We start from the raw sequence: 20,103 nt of genomic DNA, 5'->3' as shown, positions 1-20,103 counted from the left end.
TTTTTTAAATCTTGTCTAAAAATTGCTTCCAAGCTCGGATTTTTAGCGATCTGCGCTTGCGAGTAGGCCGGCAGTAAAAGCGAATTTTCAAATTTTAATACGCTGCCTCTAATACTCTCAAAACTCTTATTTTCAAGGCTTTTAGGATAAAAACTTAAAAATACCTCCTCGCCTAAAGCGACTATTATTTTTGGTTTAATTAGCCTAATTTCCTCGAATAAATACGGCTTACAAAGCGCGAAGCATCGCTCGTTTGCGCCTGCAAGCCCAGGTTTACAGCGCAAAACGGATGTGGCGTAAAATTCGCCTTTTCGCAAATTTAGCCCGTCGTAAATCAAGTCGCAAATTTTAGCTCCGTCCTCGCCACAAAGTCGCTCGCCGCTTTGATCTTCGCTAAAACTAGGCGCGGGCGAGACTATCATAACCTTGCTTTTTGCGTCGCCTTGCCCGATCAGCGCGCTATTTGCCGATTTTTTTAACGAGCAAAGAGCGCACGAATTAATTTCTCTATTTAGGGCTTCTAAATCTAAAAAATCGCTATTATAATCCCTAAAATTCGTAACTTGCGGCATGAAACGGTAGCCGAGCGCTCTTAAAAAATAAAGCCGTTCTATCTCGGCGGTTCGGTTTAAAATTTGCATTGCGTATTATAATTAGATTTGCTTAAAATTTAAATTACGTCGCGCGCGGGTATTCAAAGGAATTTAAGTATTGCTTTGCTAAAATCACGCCTTCATATTAACTTTAAGGAAGCAAATGAAAAGGACTTATCAGCCTCACAAAACCCCTAAAAAACGAACTCACGGCTTTCGTTTAAGAATGAAAACTAAAAACGGTCGGAAGGTAATAAACGCTAGACGAGCCAAAGGCAGAAAAAGATTGGCGGCGTAGCGGATTTTGAGTCGCTAAACGACTCAAAGGAATTTTCGTCGGTTTATAAAGAAGCTAAAAGATGGCACAACGATGCCTGCGTAGTATTTTATAAGCCTTCGGATCAGAAAAAAATGGCCGTTGTCGCTAGTAAAAAAGTAGGAAAAGCGGTCGTTCGCAATTTGGTAAAAAGACGTTTGCGAGCCGCATTTTTAGATGTTTCAAGCCAACTTGAAAACGGGATTTATATTATGGTAGCTAAAAGCGGTCTTGAAGAAATATCGTTTGATAAAATTCAAAAAACTTTGCGTTGGTCGTTTAAAAAATTAGGATGTTTAAAATGAGAAGGCTCGCGCTTTCTTGTATTAAATTTTATCAAAATTACATCTCTAAGATTACGCCTAGCGCTTGTCGCTACTATCCGAGCTGCTCGGAATACGCCGTTTGGCAATTTAAAAATAACAATATTTTTTTGGCATTATTTAGCGTTTGTATGAGAATTTTAAAGTGCAATCAGCTTTTTAGGGGCGGCATAGATTATCCTATCGTTCGTAAAAAATTTGGTCGCCTTCTAATCGCTCGGGCTAAAATTTTGGGTATCGATTTTTGGTTCGTGCCCTACAAAGACGATAAATTTTACGTCATAAAAACATTAGATTCATTAAAAGGAAAATTTTAAATATGGATAAGCTTTCTACTCAAAAAAGGGTATTAATCGCCACTTTATTATCGTTTTTGTTTTTTGTAGTTTATGATTATTTTTTCGTACCCAAACGCACTCCGGTAGAGCAAAACATCACCGCAAATAGCGCAAACGCAGCTTCTAAAAATTCCGCCGCTCCCGTAAATTCGAGCGTCTCCGGTCCTGCAAATATCGCAAGCGGCAATCAAAATACGGGTAAAATTTTAACTAAAATCAAAGCAAAAAATTACGAAGCCTACATAGACGAGCTGGGTAGGATTTCCAAATTTTATTTAAACGAGAAAAAATATTTATTGGAAAACGGCGAAAGAACGCAGCTTACGGGCTCTTCTCCGCTTGCGCTTGAAATTAGATTTAGCGATTCGAGCTTAAATGAAAAGGCTTTTAATGCGCCTTACGTAGCCGACGTTAGCGAGATAGAGCTTACGGGCGGAGCGAAAGTCGTTAATTTAACTCAAAATTTAGGAGATTTAGAAATCTTTAAAAAGATAACCTTTTACGAGAACGGCAGCTACGGCGCGGAAGTGAAATTAAGCCGCGACGCGCAATATTTCATATCTCCCGGATTTAGACCCGGCATAACCGTCGATAGCTATACGGTTCACGGCGCGTTATTAAGACATGCCGACGAGAAGCTTACTATCCTTGAAGACGGCGATCTCGACGGAAACGAAAATTTTACCGATATAAACGTGGCAGCGGCGTCAGACCGCTACTATACGACGCTATTTTACTCTTTTGATAAGCCGCTGAGCGTACAGATGAGTAAAGACGGCGCGAATAACGCCATCGTGTTCGTAAAAGGTAGCTCTAATTTTAGCGTTAAAGGCTATATCGGAGCGAAGGATTACGAAAATTTAAAAAGTATCGACGCTCGCCTGACCGACGTCGTCGAATATGGCTGGTTTAGCTTTATTGCAAAGCCCATGTTTGCGTTTTTAAGCTTTTTGCATACTTATATAGGCAACTGGGGTTGGGCGATCGTGGTGCTTACGTTAGTTATTAGGATCGTACTATTTCCGCTAACGTACAAAGGCATGCTTTCTATGAACAAGCTAAAAGAGCTAGCGCCTAAAATGAAAGAGTTGCAAGCCAAATATAAAGGCGATCCGCAAAAGCTAAACGCGCATATGATGGAACTATACAAAAAACACGGCGCAAATCCTATGGGTGGGTGCTTGCCGATACTTTTGCAAATTCCGGTATTTTTCGCGATTTACCGCGTATTGCTCAATGCCATCGAACTAAAAGGCGCGGAGTGGATACTTTGGATACATGATCTATCGGTGATGGATCCGTTTTTTATCCTGCCTATTTTAATGGGCGCAACTATGTTTTTGCAGCAGCGCCTTACGCCTACGACGTTTAGCGATCCGATGCAAGAAAAGATCATGAAGTATCTGCCGATAGTTTTCACGTTCTTTTTCGTGACGTTTCCTGCGGGACTTACGCTTTATTGGTTCGTTAATAACGTTTGCTCGGTCGTCCAGCAAATTTTCGTCAATAAGCTTTTTGAAAAGCACAAACGCGCGGAGGTAAAGGAATAATGCGTATCGAGGCCAAAAATTTAGGCGACGCTTACAAAAAAGCGATTGATGAACTAAATTGCTCGGTTACGGAGCTTGATATCAAGGTAGTGCAGTATCCTAGCAGCGGATTTTTAGGTTTTTTTAAGAAAAACGCGATCATAGAAGTAACCCGAGAAAACTGCGAGAAATCGCATAAGACAAAGCGCGACGCTAGCGAGAAAGGCGAACAAAACCAAGGACACCATAAGCAATCGGACGCAAAAATAGGTAAAAAGTCCGGTTTAAACGTTCAAAAACGCGATCATAAAAATCATAAAGACAAAAGCGACGATATCCGTCATGAACAAGGCCATAAATCAAGGCAAAATTTCCTAAACGAGCAAAATACGGCTCTTGCGCAAGCGGCGTTTGCGGAGAGCGGCGAAGACGCACGGCGCCAAAGCGAGCAAACAAAGCCCGAATACGTGATCAAAAGGATCGATACGGACGGCGCAGATGAAAATTTAGGAGAAAATTTAAACGAGAAAAAGCCTAAAATTTCGCCTATGAAGAATATTTTAGATACGTCTATTTTGGATAACTTTAATCAAGAAAAAGCGCCTAGCACATTTAAAGACGAGCGCAAAAAAGAGCAAAAAGAGCCTATAAATTTCGAAGAAATTTTGCCTAAAATTAAACAGGATATAAAAAGACTTTTTGCGGCGAGCTGCTTTGAGATAGATAAAATCGAAGTTAGCAAATTTAGCGACGATTGCGTGCTGGTAGAGCTTGATGGAGCCGATGCGGCGCTGTTGATAGGTAAAGAGGGCTATCGCTACAAGGCAATCTCGTATATGCTTTTTAGCTGGCTAAATTTTAAATACTCTCTTGCCGTGCGTCTTGAAATCGCGCAATTTTTCAAAAACCAAGAGGCGGCGATCGAGCAATATCTAATAGGAGTGATCGAGCGCGTAGAAACTACCGGCAGGGCGCAGACTAAGCCGCTTGACGGGGTTTTGGTTAAAATAGCGCTTGAAAAATTACGAGAGCGCTTCCCCGATAAATACGTCGCCGTAAAAACGGGTGCGGACGGAAAATTCGTAGTCGTAAATGAATTTTACAAAAAATGACGATATAGCCGCGATCGCCACCGCCCACGGCGCGGGCGCGATCTGCATTATTAGATTAAGCGGCGCTACTGCGCTAAAAACCGCGCTAAAACTTACGAAAACGGCAGCGTTAGAGCCGCGCTATGCGAGTCTGCGTAAAATTTACTCTTTTGAGGGCGAGTTTTTAGACGAAGCGATTATGATTTATTTCAAGGCACCCGCAAGTTTTACCGGCGAGGACGTCGTGGAGATTCAAACTCACGGCGGTTTCGTGGTCGCCGATACGATTTTAGGCGAGCTCGTAAAAGCGGGGGCGAGGCTAGCTTGTCCCGGAGAATTTAGCAAGCGCGCGTTTTTAAACGGTAAGCTAGATCTTAGTAAGGCCGAGGCGATACAAGGACTTATTAACGCCAGAAGCGAGTCTGCCGCTAAAATTTTAGCCCGCCAAATGAGAGGCGATCTTGGCGAATACGTAAACGATATGCGCTCGCAGATCGTAAAGACTCTAGCCTTCGTCGAAACTAGCATAGACTACGCCGAGGACGATCTACCGCCAGATTTATTAGAAAATATCCGTCAAATGCTATCAAAAAATGTAGAAAAACTAGATCGTATAGTGGCTATTAGTCGTTCTAGGCGCGGACTGATCGATGGCTTTAAAATAGCGATAGTAGGCAAGCCTAACGTCGGTAAAAGTTCGATTTTAAACGCACTTTTAAGCTTTGAACGCGCGATTATTTCGGACGAAGCGGGCACGACGCGCGACAGAATCGAGGAAAATTTAAAAGTCGGTACGCACTTGGTGCGCTTTATCGATACCGCAGGTATCCGCGCGAACGCCGGCAAAATCGAACAAATAGGTATAGAGCGCGCTTTTGACGCCATTAAAGAAGCCGAGATTATTCTTGCCGTTTTCGACGGCTCGCAAGCCAGCGACGAGCAAGACCGAGAAATTTTAGAAATTTTACGCGAGCGCGAAGACAAAGAAGCGCCTAAGAAAATTTTTTACGTTTTAAACAAAAGCGATTTAGAGCCTAAATTCGACATAAAAATAGACGGCGCGATTAAAATTTCAGCCAAAAGCGACGTGGAGAGAATTTTAGAAATTTTACGCGATTATCTCGACGCGCAAGACGTTAACGAGCTCGTACTTAGCTCAAATAGGCAAATTTTGCAGTGCGAAGTCGCAAGCGCGGCGCTAAAACGGGCGCAAAGCTTTCTTGGCGAGGGCGAGTTAGAAATTTTCGCATACGAGCTAAATTCGGCGATCGCGGCGATCGCGGCGATAACAAGGCCTTTTGAGAGAGATGAAATTTTAGACGAAATGTTTAGCTCGTTTTGTCTGGGTAAGTGACGAATTTGAGCGACCGCTTTACGAGCGCCTTTAAAACGGCTAGTAAATTTAAATGGATTTGCGCCGAAATTTACGTCGCGACCTTTACAATAGGCGCGAACGACGCTTAAATTCGCCTTGTATTTTCGGGACTTCTCTCGTCTAAATTTTAAGGATTTTTATGAAAAATTTTATCTTTGCGCTCGTTACCGCCGCGGTTTTGGGCGGTTGCTTCGCCGATGGATTTTTCGGAAACGACGCGCTCGCGCCGGTCTTACCAGGGCAGGCGCGACTAAATTATTACGACTATTTGGAAAATAACGGCACGCTCGGCAAAATAGCCTTTTACTCAGAAAATTTAAGTAAAACTATGCGGCTGCAAGACGGCGACGTCGTAGGCTTAGCGATTACGCAAATTAGCGGGCGCGCGGTAAAACTGGGCGATATGCTAGCAATCAGCGGTTTTACGGCGACGCTGCACGAGCTTGATGCCGATATGCCGTTTGGCTACCGCTACGTAGATTTAAAAAACCTCGCCGAATTTGAGCGCGTAAGCCGCGCTAAAAGCTTAAAATTTTATCAATTCGGCGGCGGCATAATAGAAAGCTCGGTATTTGACGCAAAAGGCGATGCCGTTTGCGAGAGCTTTAACTCTGGCAAAGCGATCGGCGTCCGCGTAGTGACGAATTATTACGATAAACAAAGCGAGGATAATAGCAAATTTTTCGCTACGATTATGGACGCGCGTACGCAAAAAGGCGGGCCGGCGACGATTAAAAATTTAGATTTTAGATTTTTCTATCCGCAAGACGAGACCGAAAAACTACGGTCTCAGGCGAAGTCAAAGCAGTTTAAAAGCCTAGTTATCGAGCCTGATGCGGCAAAGCAAGAGCAAATTTTAGAAGCGATCTGCGCGCAGCCCAAATAAAGCGACGGGCCCTTGCGGGCGTAAAATTTAGCCGCCTACGCAAGACTGTAAAATCAGTAAAATTTTACCCTTTTTAAAGTAAAATGCCTACGAAATTTCACAAAAGGCTAAAAATGGACAAAGCTACCGTAAAAGCGCATAAAATCAGCGACGACGAATACGAAAATATACTTAAAATCCTAGGTAGAGAGCCAAATTTGCTCGAGCTTGGGATATTTTCCGCGATGTGGAGCGAGCACTGCAGCTACAAGTCGAGTAAAAAGTACCTAAACGGCTTCCCGACCAAGGCGCCGTGGGTGATCCAGGGTCCTGGCGAAAACGCGGGCGTCATCGACGTCGGAGGCGGCGTCGCGGCGGTGTTTAAGATGGAGAGCCACAACCACCCAAGCTTCATCGAGCCTTTTCAGGGCGCGGCGACGGGCGTGGGCGGGATACTGCGCGACGTATTTACGATGGGCGCGCGGGTCGTGGCGAATATGAACTCGCTGAGATTTGGCGAAGTGCGCGGCGAGAGCGAAAACGCGAAAAAACAGCGCTACCTGCTAAAAGGCGCGGTTGCGGGAATCGCTCACTACGGCAACTGCATGGGCATACCTACTATCGGCGGCGAGACGACGTTTGATCCTAGCTTTAACGGCAACATCCTAGTAAACGCATTTGCGCTTGGGCTTTGTAAGAGCGACGAGATATTTTACGGCAGAGCCGAAGGCATCGGCAACCCCGTGATCTACGTCGGCTCAAAAACCGGTCGCGACGGGCTTGGAGGCGCCGTGATGGCGAGCGATAGCTTTAACGATGCGAACAAATCTCTGCGCCCGACCGTGCAGGTGGGCGATCCGTTTGCCGAAAAGCTGCTGATGGAGGCGTGCTTGGAGCTATTTAAAACCGACTACGTCGTGGGTATCCAGGATATGGGCGCGGCGGGGCTAACGTCTAGCAGCTTTGAGATGGCCGGACGCAGCGGCAGCGGTATGAAGATGTATCTAGACCGCGTGCCTATGCGTGAAACGGGCATGACGCCGTACGAGCTAATGCTGAGCGAAAGCCAGGAGCGTATGCTAATCTGTGCCAAAAAAGGCTGCGAGCAAAAGATACTAGAGATATTTAAAAAATGGGACCTAGACGCCGAGATCATCGGCGAGGTAACAAACAGCGGCGTGATGGAGCTTTATTGGCACGGCGAGCTAGCGGGCGAGATACCGATAGCGCCGCTTAGCGAGGCCTCCCCGGTGCTCGACCGACCGACAACGCGCCCAAAATACCTAGACGAAATCAAAAATTTACAAATCCCGGGGAACGCAGATAATAAAACCGCGTTTTGGAAGCTGCTTAGCGAACCCGAGGTGCTAAATAAGTCGCTAATCTACGATCAATACGACGCAAATATCCAAACAAATACGATCAAACAACCGGGGCTTCTGGGAGCTGCGGTTATCCGCGTGAAAGAAACTGGCAGGGCGATCGCGATGGCGGCACAGTGCGACCCGCGGGCGAATTTCGTTGATCCCAAAAACGGCGCGGCTAGAGCGGTCGCGGCGGCCGGACGAAAGGTCGCGATGAGCGGAGCGACGCCTCTAGCTATCACCGACTGCCTAAACTACGGCAATCCGCAAAATCCGGAGGTCATGTGGCAGTTCGCGCAGGGCTGCGAGGGTATCAAAGAGGCTTGCCGCGAGCTAAATACGCCAGTTGTGAGCGGCAACGTGAGCCTATATAACGATACCGAGGGCGTGAGCGTCTATCCGACGCCCGCGATCGTGACGGTGGGCGTAAACGAGGACGCAAATGCGAGCCTGCCGAGCGTCTTTACGCGCGCTGGTACGGCGATATACGTGCTTGGCGAGACGAAGGGCGAATTTGCCGCGTCACTTTACGCTAAGGCGCTATTTGACGCGGTGGGCGGCGAGCTAGCAGCGGTGGACTATAAAAAAGAGCGCGCGCTGTGGGATTTGGTCATCGAGGCAAATAAATCGGGCGCGCTAGAGTTTGCAAACAGCGTAGGCGTAGGCGGCGTAGCGATAACGCTAGCAAAAATGGCGTGCCTAAGCGGGCTTGGCGCTGAGTGTAAATTTGACGTTAAAAAGCCAAATTTCATCTTTGACGAGAGCTTTTCGCGCGCGATCGTTGGCGTGAAAGACGAGGATAAATTTGAATCTCTAGCCGCAAAACACGGCGTCAAATTTGAAAAAATCGGTAGCGTGGGCGGAGATAAATTTAAACTAAACGATATCGAGGAAAAGCTAAGCGAGGTTAGCGAGGTTTATTTTAGCGAGTTTGCCAAGATTATCAAGCAAGAAAGCTAAAATTTAAGCATTCTGCGGCGATTAAATAATCAAAATTTTAAAGGATAAAAATGAGTTTATTAGACGTTTTAAGCAAGAAAAACGATGACGAAGGGCAGGGCGAGCAAAGAGGCTCGCACCAAAATCGTGCGGTAGCTAAGCCTCCGATACTTTTTAACGAGACGCAATCGCTAATTAAGCATATCGAAAACAAACTAGGCGGTACTCTCATTACTTACTATAACTCAAACGCGGGCAGCGTCTGCGGCAACGATGCGAGCGCGATGTATGAAATTTTAAAGGGCAAAAAAATTGACAACGCCTTTTTGTATATCAAAAGCGACGGCGGTAGCGGTATAGCCGCGCTTCGTATCATCAGCACGTTACGCGATTATTGTAAAAATATTACGGCGCTAGTGCCCGCTAACTGTGCGTCGGCCGCGACGATGATGGCGCTTGGAGCGAATGAGATCGTAATGGGACCGCTAGCTTATCTAACGCCGGTGGATACCTCTTTGAAACACGCGATGAGTCCGGTAGACAGCGGCAACGAACGCGTCAGCATATCGATGGACGAGCTAAACCGAGTGATTAAGTTATGGAAAGATCAAGAAAAACCGAGCGACAAAAACCCCTACGAGAGCCTTTACGGCTACGTCCATCCGCTAGTTTTCGGCGCCGTAGACCGCGCTAGCTCGCTTTCGCTTAAAATTTGCCGCGAGCTACTGCGCTATCATATTAGCGACGATGCTAAGATAGCCGAAATTTCGGAGAGGTTAAACGGCGATTATCCGGCTCACGAATATCCGATACTTTTCCGCGAGGCCGAGGAAATCGGACTGCACGTTAAAAAAATGGACGACGAGCTAAACGAGATGCTTCAAGAGCTTACGATGCTGTATTCTGAAATGGGGCAGCGCGCCTTTACTGACTACGACGAGAACAGCTATCACGACAATAACATAGCAAACGTTATCGAAACTGGCGGCAAGCAGGTATATTATCAGATAGATAAAGACTGGTTTTATCGCGCGGAGGAGCGTAGATGGAGCGTAATGAATGACGAGAGCTCGTGGCGCAAGAACGAGCTAGTCGGAGGAAAGATTAAAAATACCATCTATCATTTGTGGTAAGATGCTGGGAATTTTAATTTTACTCGCCGTAGGCTACGCGATCTATGTTCTAACCGCGGACATGTGGAGCGCGGATAGGGCGGAGGAAATTTTCGGCGGTAGAGCTTACGACGAGGCGAAATATCTAGTAAGCCTACTCGCAAAAGTCGCTAAAAGCGACGGGCGCGTAAACGAGCTTGAAGCGAGGCTGATAAAAGAAATACTGGACGATCTAGCCGCAAAACTGGGCGGAGATGCGGTAAAAAGGGCTGAGTTAAAGCTGATTTACAAGCGCGAGAAGGAAAATTTAGCCAACGCCTACGAGATAGCGCGCGAATATCAGAATAAATTTCGCCTAAGTAAAAGCGCGGCGGTTTCGAAAATGGCGGTTTTAATAAGCCTTGCTTACGTAGACGGACATTTAAGCGTCGACGAGCGAAATTTGATCACGCAAATAGCCCTAGGGATGAGAGTAGGCGGAGCCGAGCTAAGTATGCTGTTTGCGCAGTTTGACGCGTTTTATGCGGGACAAAAGCAAGATAGGTTTAAGCAGTGGCAAAACGAACGCCAAAGTCGCGGCGACAAGCGCTCGGACGGCTGGGAATTTGCTAACGGATACGATGAAGACGTCGATTTGGATCAAGACAAAAGTAGACGCGGTAGCGGCTACGGCGGATCCGATTTCGGTAGGAGCCAAGCCGGCTCTAACGGCGGTTCGTCGGGCGGCGCAAATAACGGCGCTAGCGCGAAAACCAAAGCAAAAAGCCCTTACGACGTGCTCGGACTTAGCGAAGGCGCGGCGTTTAGCGAGGTAAAAAGGCGCTACCGCGAACTGGTAAAAAAATATCATCCCGATATTTTAATGGGGCAGGGCGAGAGCAAGGAAATTATAGAAAAGAGCACCCGTAAGCTACAAGAGATAAACGAAGCTTACGAAGCGATAAAACAGCGCGCGGCTTAGCGACCGCCCTCTTGCGGCGCTTAGTCTTTTTAGAGTTAGAGAATTTAGTAAAATTTTTGTAAAATTCGCTCAAATTTCGGCGCGGCAAAATACAAACCGACAAAAAGAAAGGAATTATAAATGAGAGCACTAATTAGCGTCAGCGACAAAAGCGGCATAGTCGAGTTCGCCAAAGGTTTAAGCGAGCTTGGTTGGCAGATCATTAGTACCGGCGGCACGCATAAGCTATTAAACGAAAACGGCGTAAAGGCCGTCGAAGTCGCGGAGGTCACGCAAAGCCCCGAGATGTTTGAAGGTCGCGTAAAGACCTTGCATCCTAAAATTCACGGCGGAATTTTACACAAACGCTCCGACGCCGCGCACGTAGAGCAAGCGCGCGCAAACGGTATCGAGTGTATCGATTTAGTGTGCGTAAATTTATATCCGTTTAAAGAAACGGTCGCGCGCACGGACGATTTTGGCGAAATTATCGAAAACATCGACATCGGCGGCCCTGCGATGGTGCGAAGCGCGGCTAAAAATTTCGCCGACGTGTTAATCGTAACGGATGCCCGCGATTACGGCGAAATTTTAGCTCGCTTGCGCGAAGGACGCGCCGACTACGACTACCGTAGGAGTTTGATGATAAAGGCCTACGAGCACACCGCCGCATACGACGCGATGATCGCAAACTACATGAATGAGCGATTTAACGGCGGATTTGGCGACGAGAAATTTATAGTAGGGCGCAAGGTTTTCGATACGCGCTACGGCGAAAATCCGCATCAAAAAGGCGCGCTTTACGAATTTGAAGACTTTTTTACTAAAAATTTCCGCGCGTTAAAAGGCGAGGCGAGCTTTAATAACATAACAGATATTAACGGCGCGGTAATGCTCGCGACTAGCTTCGGCGAAGCGCCCGCGGTAGCGATAATTAAGCATGCTAATCCGTGCGGATTCGCCGTTAAAAACAGCCTGTTAGAAAGCTACGTAGAGGCGCTAAAATGCGATCCTATCAGCGCGTACGGCGGCGTCGTGGCGATAAACGGGACGCTAGATAAAGAGCTAGCGCAAAAGATTAACGAAATTTACGTCGAGGTTATAATCGCCGCAAACGTAACTAGCGAGGCGCTAGCGGTATTTGAAGGTAAAAAACGTATCAAAATTTTCACGCAGGATAATAAATTTTTAGCGCGTGCGAACGATAAATACGACTTTAAGCGCGTAGACGGCGGCTTCGTTTATCAAGAGCGCGACGTCGTAAAAGACGAAGAGCTAACTAATATGAAGCTAATGAGTAAAAAGCGCGCAAAACCGGAGCAATTAAACGATGCGCAGATTGCGTGGAAGGTCGCCACGCTTACTAAAAGCAACTGCGTGGTTTACGTAAAAGAAGGCGCCGTGGTGGCGATCGGTATGGGTATGACTAGTCGCGTGGACGCCGCTCGCGCCGCGGTAGCTAAGGCGAAAGAACTTGATCTTGACTTGCACGGCTGCACGCTTGCTAGCGAGGCGTTTTTTCCGTTTAGAGACAGCATCGATATCGCCGCAAAAGTGGGCGTAAAATGCGTGATCGAGCCCGGCGGTAGCATTAGAGACGACGAGGTGATAGAGGCGGCGAACGAGCATGGGATGGCGCTTTATTTTACGGGCGTACGCCACTTTTTGCACTAATTTTGCGCGCCCTACGCGATTATTGCTATTTTCGCTTCGCCCGTTTGCGCAAATTTTAAAATTTTACGTTCGCTAACGTAAATTTTGCTAAAATTTTGCAAAATATAAGGAGGATGAGATGAGCACAAAATTTAAAAAAATACTCGTTTTGATCGCGACGTTGTTTGCGACATTGGGCTGCGGGCAGGGACACGAGGCGCAAGCGGGGCGCGACGGTCAAAATTTAGACGTTAAAGGAAACGGAATGCAAAAAATAACCGAAATTTACCTAGCAGGCGGCTGCTTTTGGGGCGTCGAAGGGTATTTTAAAAAGATTGCGGGCGTAACGCAAACAGACGTGGGCTATGCAAACGGAAAGAGCGAGCAGGCAAGCTACGAAGGGCTAAAACAGACCGACCATGCCGAGACTCTACGCCTAAAATTCGACGAAAATCGCGTTTCTCTAACCGAAATTTTAGCTCATTACTTTCGTATAATCGAGCCGACGTCGGTCAATAAGCAAGGCAACGACGTCGGACGGCAGTACCGCACGGGCATTTACTACGCGGATGCGTCGCTGCTGCCTAGCATCAAGGCTTTTATCGCGCAGGAACAGAGCAAATTTAGCGCGCCTATCGCCGTCGAGGTAGAGCCGCTTAGAAATTTCGTCTTAGCCGAGGATTATCACCAAGATTATCTGGATAAAAACCCGGGCGGATATTGTCACATCGATTTAAATTTAGCCAAAAAGCCGCTTTACGACGAACAAAAATTTAAAAAGCCTAGCGACGAGCAACTACGCGAGCGACTAAGCACAGAGCAATACGCCGTCACGCAAAACGCCGCCACAGAGCGCCCGTTCAGCAGCGAATACGATAAACTGAACGAGCGCGGCATCTACGTCGATATTGTAAGCGGAAAGCCGCTATTTTCAAGTTCGGATAAATTTGACGCCGGCTGCGGCTGGCCGAGCTTTACTAAGCCTATAACTACCGACGCGCTAAATTTTAGTCAAGACGACAGCCACGGCATGCAGCGCGTAGAAGTACGCTCAAATGGCGCGGATAGCCATTTAGGGCACGTTTTTGACGACGGGCCGAAAGAGCGCGGCGGACTTCGCTACTGCATAAACGGCGCGAGTTTAAAATTTATCCCGCTTGAAAAAATGAAAGAGCTAGGATACGGCGATTACGTCCAGTACGTGAAGTAATTTGGGCGTTGAGGCGCGTCAAGCGCTAAATTTTTCTTTAAGAGTATAATCGTCCGAAATTTCAAACAAGGAGAAAAAATGAATTTTTTTGACGGTTGGCAGGAATTTAGCGTGGACGGCGCGACGGTTCCGTTTTATAAAACAAACAAAGACGGCGTAAATTTCGTAGGATTCGACAGTCGCCCGTGCCCGCCGCCAGAGCCTATGCTAAATGCTTTCGCGGCGATAAAATTTGCGGACGCAAACACTAAAATTTTAATGATAAACCACAAATTCCCGGCGGGGCTAATCCCTAAACTACAAGCGCAGTTTAATATCGAGCGCGAAGATATCGAAGGTGGCGCGGTAAAAATGACCTTTACGCTAAAAAGCGGCGCTAGCGTAGACGGCGTCGATACGAGTCTTTGCCATTAATGCTTTTAAATACGTTTGCGCCGCCGTTTAGGCTAGTCGGTGGATATTTTATCGCGGGACTAGCGTTTTTATTTTTAAGTATCTTTGCGTTTTTTACGGTAGATTTGGACGCTGTTTTTGCGCCGCCGACCGCCGGATTTTTACATCTATTTTTCGTAGGCTTCGTAATTAGCATAATTATGGGCGCGCTGTATCAGCTAACGTCGGTTATTCTTGAAAAACCGTTTTTTACGATAAAAGGAGCGTTTGTAAATCTTTTTATCTATGCGCTTTCGTTAATGGCGTTCGTTGCGGGGTTATTTACCGGCAATAGCGCTTTTATGCACGCCGGCGGCGGGTTTTTGTTTTTGTCGCTTTTATTTTTCGGCGTTACTTACGCGCTTAGTTTTATAGGAAATAAAAAGCGAAGTTTTGCGGCGTTTGCGCTCTTAGTTTCGGCAGGGCTTTTAATAGTCGGCATTACGCTCGGATTTTGCTTGGTTTTGGCGCTTACGGGCGCGCTCGCGTGGGATTTTGAGACGCTTTTATTTTATCACGTGTATTTCGTGCTAGGTTTCGTATTTTTCGTCGCGGTCGGCGTGGCTAGCGTGCTTTTACCGATGTTTGCGCTGGTACATGATCTAAAATTTACGGCTAGTAAAATTTCGCTCGGATTTTACGCGCTAGGCGGCGCGGTTTTGGCTTACGAGCCGAAATTTACGCTTTTTTGCGCGGTCGCGGCGATTTTATGTTTCATATACGAAGCGGCGATTATTATTAAAAGGCGCGTGAGAAAGGCGTTTGATTATTGGAACGTAAATATCGTTTTGGCGCTTGCTTCGTTTTGCGGCTTTTGCGTTTTTGCGGCTTTTGGGCGATTTAGCTATGGAATATTTTGGCTGATTTACGGCTTTTTATACGCTTTTATCGTCGCGCATCTTTACAAAATCGCGCCTTTTCTCATCTGGTATCACTACGTTTCGCCGTTTGTAGGAAAGGCTAAAATTCCGCTACTTGACGATATGATTATTAAAAAGCCTACTTATGCGGCTATTTGCGCAAACGTTTTAGCGCTTGTATTTTTTACGTTCGGTCTAAAATTTATCGCGCTTTTTTGTATGTTGATTAGCGTTAGTCTAGTCGCGCTTAATATGGCGCACGTTTTTAAATTTACTAATTTTGGAGTAGGAAAATGAAAGAGAGAATTTACGACGAGCTTCGCATGATCGTAGATCCCGAAGTAGGTTTTGATATAGTATCGCTCGGGCTGATTTACGACGTAAGCGTAAACGGCGATACGGTAAAGGTTACGATGACGCTATCTACTAGATCTTGCCCGTTACACGAACTAATTCTAGGCTGGGTAAACGATGCGGTATTGCGAGTAGAAGGTATAAAAGAGTGCGATATCGATCTAGTCTGGGAGCCCGAGTGGAATATACAGATGGCTAGCGACGAAGTTAAAAAGGCTCTAGGAGTTTGAAATTTATAAAAAGCGATGAATATAAAATTCATCGCTCTCGGAGAAATCTGGTAGAAAATTTAATCCATTTGGCGGCGTAGCCAAGTCGGCTTTTCAAGTTCCTCCATAGCTTCTTCGCTCTCGTAACCGCCTGATACTTTTAGTTTTTCTAGACGTTTGCTTAGCATAGGATTACCGATGGTAGGTTTTTGCTCGATAGGCGTCGCGGTCGCTTCTATTTTTTCCTCTATCGTGCTTTTAAAACCGGTTGCTATAATAGTAACTTCGACTCTATTGTCTTCTATCTCGTCGTCGGTAGTCGTTCCCATTTTTATGTTGGCGTTCTCATCGGCTGCTTCGTTTATGATCATCATGGCCTCGTGAATATCGCTTAGAGGGCATAACGGGCTAATTTTAAAGTGTACCAAAACGCCCATTGCGCCGTTAATCGATACGTTATCAAGCAATGGAGATTGGATAGCGTTTTTGATCGCCTCTTGGGCGGCTTCTTCGCCTTGTGCGTCGCCCATACCCATTAGAGCCATTCCGCGGTAGCTCATAATCGTCCTAACGTCGGCAAAGTCTATATTCATGCTGCTTTCTGAATTTAAAATGATCGTACTCATTCCGCTTACGGCGCGAGCTAGAACGTTATCTACCATTTTGTAGCTTTCGGCTATACCGGCTTTTTTATCTATGAGCGTTAGAAGTTTATCGTTTGGGATAACTACGATAGAATCGCACTCTTTGCGAAGCTCTATAAGTCCCGCTTCGGCTTGGTTACGGCGCTTTTTACCCTCGAAGCTAAACGGCATAGTAACTACGGCTACCGTTAGCGAGCCAACCTCTTTTGCCGCTCTGGCTACGATAGGCGTGGCCCCGGTTCCCGTCCCGCCGCCAAGACCGGTGGCTATAAAAACTATATCCGACGTTTCAAGCGCGCTTTTTATTTCGTCGTAGCTTTCGTCAGCCGCGGCTTTGCCGATTTTTGGATCCATACCGGCTCCAAGCCCTTTTGTGGTTCTTTCGCCGAGTTGAATTTTGGTATGAGCAGACGAATTTTCAAGCGCTTGCACGTCGGTATTTGCAATTATTAGATCTACGTTTAGGTCAGAATTTTCTCTAATCATATGATTTATCATATTCCCGCCGCCGCCGCCTGCGCCTATGACCTTAATCTTTGCGCCGTAGACTCGTTTGTTCTCTTCTACCGTGAAGCTACCCATTTTTTCTCCTTAGAATGATTCTGTTAGTTTCTGCCAAAATTTAGATAATATATTTGGTTTTTTCTCGTGCTTGCTAATGTCCGCTATGCTACTTAACGAATCTTTTTTACCGCTTTTCGCATCAGTACCTAGCGCTTCGTTTTTCAATTCTATTCCCTCTTCAAAATTTTCGTCTTCATTAGAATTCGTATCTATTTCAAGTACGTTTTTTAAATTTGATTTAGGTTTTGTGGCAACTTCGCCTTTGTATCTTATTTTCTTTTCAGAGTCTATCTCGTAAGGAGTAAATTCGCCCGCTCCGTACATGCAAAGCCCAATAGCACATGAATTAGCAGGCTCTCTCATAATTTCGTAAAGGCCGTCGGTCTCTTTCGGTTTTGCGATACGAACGGGCATTTTATCAAAAATCGCCGATGCTAGTTCGCGTAATCCGTCAAATTTCGTCATCCCGCCCGTTAGTACTACGCCTGCGCCTACCAGCTCTTTATATCCGCTATCTTCTATCATTTTTGCGAGGATCATTAAAGTTTCCTCAACCCTCGGGTATATTACGTCGGAGATTATATCTAGCGATACTTCGTGAGTTTTGCCCTCGTCGCCTAGTACGGGGAGTTCGATTAAATCGATTGATTTATTAACTAACGAGCTGTAATTTAGCTTGATTTCTTCTGCTTTTTGCGGCGGCGTATGCAGAGCCATAGAAAGGTCGTTCGTGATATTCGTCGAGCCTACGCCTAAAAATTCGTTGTATCTAATAGAATTTCCCGAATGAATAACCATATTACACGTAGCTCCGCCCATATCGATTAGCGCTACGCCGAGCTCTTTTTCGTCTATGGTTAACGTAGCGATCGCCGAAGCGTAACCCGAAAGGACTATATTGTCTATTTGTACGCCGGCTGAGCTTATAGCTTTTCTTAAATTACTTAAAGAAGACTTTTGAACGGTAATAATATGCGTCTGAACTTCTAGCCTAGTGCCGTTCATACCGATAGGATCTTCAATGTGCTCTTGATCGTCTACTTTAAAATTATACGGCAATACGTGAAGACGTTCGTATTCGTGCGGTATATTTGCGTTATGATCCGCCATTTGCACGGCACGCTCGATCTCTCTTATACCGATCTCGTGATTTGGGATGTTTACTACGCCGCTACTATCTACGCTTTTAGTATAGGCTCCAGATATAGAGACTACGACTTTTTCATATCTAGTACCCGCAACCCTCTCGGCTTCCGAAAGCGCGCTTTTTATCGATTTTGAAGCTTGCTCGATATTCGTAATTACGCCTTTTTTTATTCCTTGCGTTTTTTCGGTGCCTATACCTATTATTTTGATACCGTTTTCATCGTGTTGAGCGATAACGGCGCAGATTTGAAACGATCCGACGTCTATGCCTAAGATTCTAGTACTCAAAGCAATTACCTTTTGGTGTATTCTTTTATTTTATAGCGTTTTTGTAGCTGGGCGGCTAAATCTTTCATTAGTTCGCTATTTTTTAGTCTTGCGACGTTTTGCTCCATTAACTGTTTGTATTCGTTATTTGTTACGTTGTTGGTTAAATTTTGCTCTAAAATTTCGTATACGACGGCTTTATCGTCTAATATAACATAGCCTTTTTTGTTAGGCGATTCTAAGAGTCGACTGGCAAATGCTTGCACTTCATAGCTTTCTAGTCCCTCTATCGTGGCGTTAGCCTCTCTGTCTATAAGGCCTACTTCTTTACCTTTAAAATCTTTTATGGCATCCTTCGCTTTTTGCTCTAAAATTTCTCTTATCTTTTGATCTTTATAAATTTCCAAGATCTTATCGCGAGCTTGTTCGTAGCTCATAGGTTCCGGCGCGGTTATGCTATTTAATTTTACTATTAAATAGCCGTTTTCATACACAAAAGGTTTTATCGTGTCTCCAGCCTTTGCGCCTTTTAGTTCGCCTACCGAAAAACTAGCGTTATCTTCATTGAAATTCATTTTTCCGTTGGTTGCTAGCTCGCCTTTTTTAACGGCTATATATTTTTCTAATGCATCGGTTTTTGCCTGTTCTAGATTATAATCTTTTTGGACCTGCTCTTTTACTTCGTCGTATGCTTTTATTTTGTCGTCGCTACTTTTATATTTATCTTTATTGTCATTATAGTACGCCGTTAGCGAAGTTGCGTTAGCCTCGCTATTTACCGGCTCGACAAATAGGGTATCCGCGTCGTAAAGCGTCTTGGTCATATAGTCGTTTTTATGCTCTTGCCACAGCTTTTTTACTTCGTCTTCATTTATTTTTACTTCGTCTGCGCTAACCTTTACGACTTGTGCTAAAATTTTATCTTTCATAAAAATACTTGACGTCATCATTTCCAGATCGTTTTTCATAGGAGATGCATTTAGCACGAAATTTAGCTTATCTAACAAAATAGAGCGTTTCAAATTTTTCTCAAAATCATTGGGATTTATCCTAGCTCGTCTTAGAACGTCATAGTAGAAATTTTTATCGAATTTTCCGTCTTTTTGAAAATTCGGATCGGTTACGATGTATTTTAAAATATCCTCGTCGCTAACGTCAAGTCCGATATCGTCGGCGAAATTTAGTAGCATATTTTCTTGAATAGTTGCTTGTAGCGCCAAATTTTCCAGTCCCATCTCGTCGGCTTTTTCCTGAGTTAATTTGCCGTCGAAAATGTTAGCGTAATAATCGTATAGTTGGTTATATTTTTGTTGAAATTCTTGAACGCTGATATTTCTGTGACCTACCGTGGCTACCGAAGTGGCTCTATTGGCGTTTAGATCGTATGCTCCCCAGCCGACGAAACCCGCGCCCACAAAGGCTATCGTGCTAATCCAAATCGTCACGACTAGGTATTTTTTATGCTTTTGCATCCAAGTTATCATTAAAATTTCCTTTGAAATACTAACAAAAATATTTGTGATTTTATCCGAAATTCTCTTAAATTACCTTAAAATCGCGCTTTTCTCGCAAAATTTTCGCTAACAAACGTACAAAATTCGTTAGTTACGCTTATAAATAGCTTAAAAATTAATATGAATTTGCTATATGTAAAATTTTGCAGCTATTTTCCAAAACCGCGATTTCCTTCGCCAGCTGCTGCGCCGTTCTAGCAAAAGCGTAAATTCCGTATCCTCTAATAATCGCGACGTTGCGCCGTTTTTCCAGCATGTATCTGTAAATTTCAGTGTCCGCTCGTTCGTACCAATCTTCAAATTGCTTAGGATCATACACTTCTATCTCGCCGTATTTCATATAGCCGAAATAATCTTTCGGCGCTATGACAGCGTGTTTTAATGCATATGCGGTGACATAATGAGGCATAGCGTAGCAGACGAATTTAGCTTCGTTTATATTTTTATATATATTTAAGTGAATGT

The 20,103-nt window shown here is 45.2% G+C and carries 20 protein-coding genes; 15 read left to right on the top strand and 5 right to left on the bottom strand.

The features are described 5' to 3' along the window. The coding region (locus tag QZ147_RS03575) for a uracil-DNA glycosylase (protein WP_295147027.1) at positions 1 to 641 on the bottom strand (641 nt) is incomplete at its 3' end. Positions 642 to 756: 115 nt separating this feature from the next. On the opposite strand from QZ147_RS03575, the gene rpmH reads away from it, so the two are divergent. The 15 genes from rpmH (at position 757) to QZ147_RS03500 (ending at position 15,524) form a co-directional block, all read left to right on the top strand. Further along, the gene (rpmH, locus tag QZ147_RS03570; RefSeq protein ID WP_002940373.1) at positions 757 to 891 is read left to right on the top strand and encodes a 50S ribosomal protein L34; all 135 of its coding nucleotides are present in this window, start codon (positions 757 to 759) and stop codon (positions 889 to 891) included. Then, positions 879 to 1,214, top strand: a complete 336-nt coding sequence (gene rnpA, locus QZ147_RS03565) for a ribonuclease P protein component (RefSeq protein ID WP_295147034.1) — start codon at positions 879 to 881, stop codon at positions 1,212 to 1,214. Before rpmH ends, rnpA begins: the two co-directional genes overlap by 13 nt. Further along, complete coding sequence (gene yidD, locus QZ147_RS03560) at positions 1,211 to 1,549, top strand: membrane protein insertion efficiency factor YidD (RefSeq protein WP_295147018.1); 339 nt, start codon at positions 1,211 to 1,213, stop codon at positions 1,547 to 1,549. The genes rnpA and yidD overlap by 4 nt, the downstream gene beginning before the upstream one ends. 2 nt (positions 1,550 to 1,551) lie before the next feature. Next, positions 1,552 to 3,120, top strand: a complete 1,569-nt coding sequence (gene yidC / locus QZ147_RS03555; protein WP_295147015.1) for a membrane protein insertase YidC — start codon at positions 1,552 to 1,554, stop codon at positions 3,118 to 3,120. Then, positions 3,120 to 4,211 carry a Jag N-terminal domain-containing protein gene (locus tag QZ147_RS03550; RefSeq protein WP_295147013.1) on the top strand — a complete coding sequence of 364 codons (1,092 nt, stop codon included), beginning with the start codon at positions 3,120 to 3,122 and terminating at the stop codon, positions 4,209 to 4,211. Before yidC ends, QZ147_RS03550 begins: the two co-directional genes overlap by 1 nt. After that, complete coding sequence (gene mnmE, locus QZ147_RS03545) at positions 4,192 to 5,544, top strand: tRNA uridine-5-carboxymethylaminomethyl(34) synthesis GTPase MnmE (protein ID WP_295147011.1); 1,353 nt, start codon at positions 4,192 to 4,194, stop codon at positions 5,542 to 5,544. Before QZ147_RS03550 ends, mnmE begins: the two co-directional genes overlap by 20 nt. A gap of 160 nt (positions 5,545 to 5,704) precedes the next feature. Next, complete coding sequence (locus tag QZ147_RS03540; RefSeq protein ID WP_295147009.1) at positions 5,705 to 6,451, top strand: hypothetical protein; 747 nt, start codon at positions 5,705 to 5,707, stop codon at positions 6,449 to 6,451. A gap of 113 nt (positions 6,452 to 6,564) precedes the next feature. Further along, a complete protein-coding gene (gene purL, locus QZ147_RS03535) occupies positions 6,565 to 8,754 on the top strand; it encodes a phosphoribosylformylglycinamidine synthase subunit PurL (protein ID WP_295147007.1) in 2,190 nt (729 codons plus the stop codon). A 50-nt stretch (positions 8,755 to 8,804) separates the two neighbouring features. After that, positions 8,805 to 9,866 carry a hypothetical protein gene (locus QZ147_RS03530; RefSeq protein ID WP_295147004.1) on the top strand — a complete coding sequence of 354 codons (1,062 nt, stop codon included), beginning with the start codon at positions 8,805 to 8,807 and terminating at the stop codon, positions 9,864 to 9,866. A 1-nt stretch (position 9,867) separates the two neighbouring features. Then, positions 9,868 to 10,806 carry a DnaJ domain-containing protein gene (locus tag QZ147_RS03525; RefSeq protein WP_295147001.1) on the top strand — a complete coding sequence of 313 codons (939 nt, stop codon included), beginning with the start codon at positions 9,868 to 9,870 and terminating at the stop codon, positions 10,804 to 10,806. A 120-nt stretch (positions 10,807 to 10,926) separates the two neighbouring features. Next, on the top strand, positions 10,927 to 12,459 hold the full coding sequence (gene purH, locus QZ147_RS03520; protein WP_295146998.1) for a bifunctional phosphoribosylaminoimidazolecarboxamide formyltransferase/IMP cyclohydrolase: 1,533 nt from the start codon (positions 10,927 to 10,929) through the stop codon (positions 12,457 to 12,459). A gap of 244 nt (positions 12,460 to 12,703) precedes the next feature. Beyond that, positions 12,704 to 13,648 carry a peptide-methionine (R)-S-oxide reductase MsrB gene (gene msrB / locus QZ147_RS03515; RefSeq protein ID WP_295147033.1) on the top strand — a complete coding sequence of 315 codons (945 nt, stop codon included), beginning with the start codon at positions 12,704 to 12,706 and terminating at the stop codon, positions 13,646 to 13,648. 78 nt (positions 13,649 to 13,726) lie between these two features. Next, positions 13,727 to 14,062 (top strand): hypothetical protein, encoded by a 336-nt coding sequence (locus tag QZ147_RS03510; protein WP_295146995.1) that lies wholly within the window; start codon positions 13,727 to 13,729, stop codon positions 14,060 to 14,062. Further along, on the top strand, positions 14,062 to 15,237 hold the full coding sequence (locus tag QZ147_RS03505; protein ID WP_295147031.1) for a peptidase M50: 1,176 nt from the start codon (positions 14,062 to 14,064) through the stop codon (positions 15,235 to 15,237). The genes QZ147_RS03510 and QZ147_RS03505 overlap by 1 nt, the downstream gene beginning before the upstream one ends. Continuing rightward, entirely contained in the window at positions 15,234 to 15,524 is a 291-nt protein-coding gene (locus QZ147_RS03500) for a metal-sulfur cluster assembly factor (protein ID WP_295146992.1), read from the top strand. Before QZ147_RS03505 ends, QZ147_RS03500 begins: the two co-directional genes overlap by 4 nt. A gap of 59 nt (positions 15,525 to 15,583) precedes the next feature. Here QZ147_RS03500 and ftsZ read toward each other — a convergent pair whose 3' ends face one another. The 4 genes from ftsZ to QZ147_RS03480 form a co-directional block, all read right to left on the bottom strand. Beyond that, positions 15,584 to 16,729, bottom strand: coding sequence for a cell division protein FtsZ (ftsZ, locus tag QZ147_RS03495; RefSeq protein ID WP_295146990.1), 1,146 nt, complete (start codon positions 16,727 to 16,729; stop codon positions 15,584 to 15,586). Positions 16,730 to 16,738: 9 nt separating this feature from the next. Then, positions 16,739 to 18,145 (bottom strand): cell division protein FtsA, encoded by a 1,407-nt coding sequence (gene ftsA, locus QZ147_RS03490; protein WP_295146987.1) that lies wholly within the window; start codon positions 18,143 to 18,145, stop codon positions 16,739 to 16,741. Between the two features lie 5 nt (positions 18,146 to 18,150). After that, positions 18,151 to 19,608, bottom strand: a complete 1,458-nt coding sequence (locus QZ147_RS03485; RefSeq protein WP_295146984.1) for a peptidylprolyl isomerase — start codon at positions 19,606 to 19,608, stop codon at positions 18,151 to 18,153. A 145-nt stretch (positions 19,609 to 19,753) separates the two neighbouring features. After that, positions 19,754 to 20,103 (bottom strand): class II aldolase/adducin family protein (locus tag QZ147_RS03480; protein WP_295146981.1); only part of this gene is annotated, 350 nt, incomplete at its 5' end.

The organism is uncultured Campylobacter sp., assembly GCF_905371695.1.
Lineage (GTDB): Bacteria > Campylobacterota > Campylobacteria > Campylobacterales > Campylobacteraceae > Campylobacter_A.
This window is presented reverse-complemented; position numbering and strand designations above follow the sequence as displayed.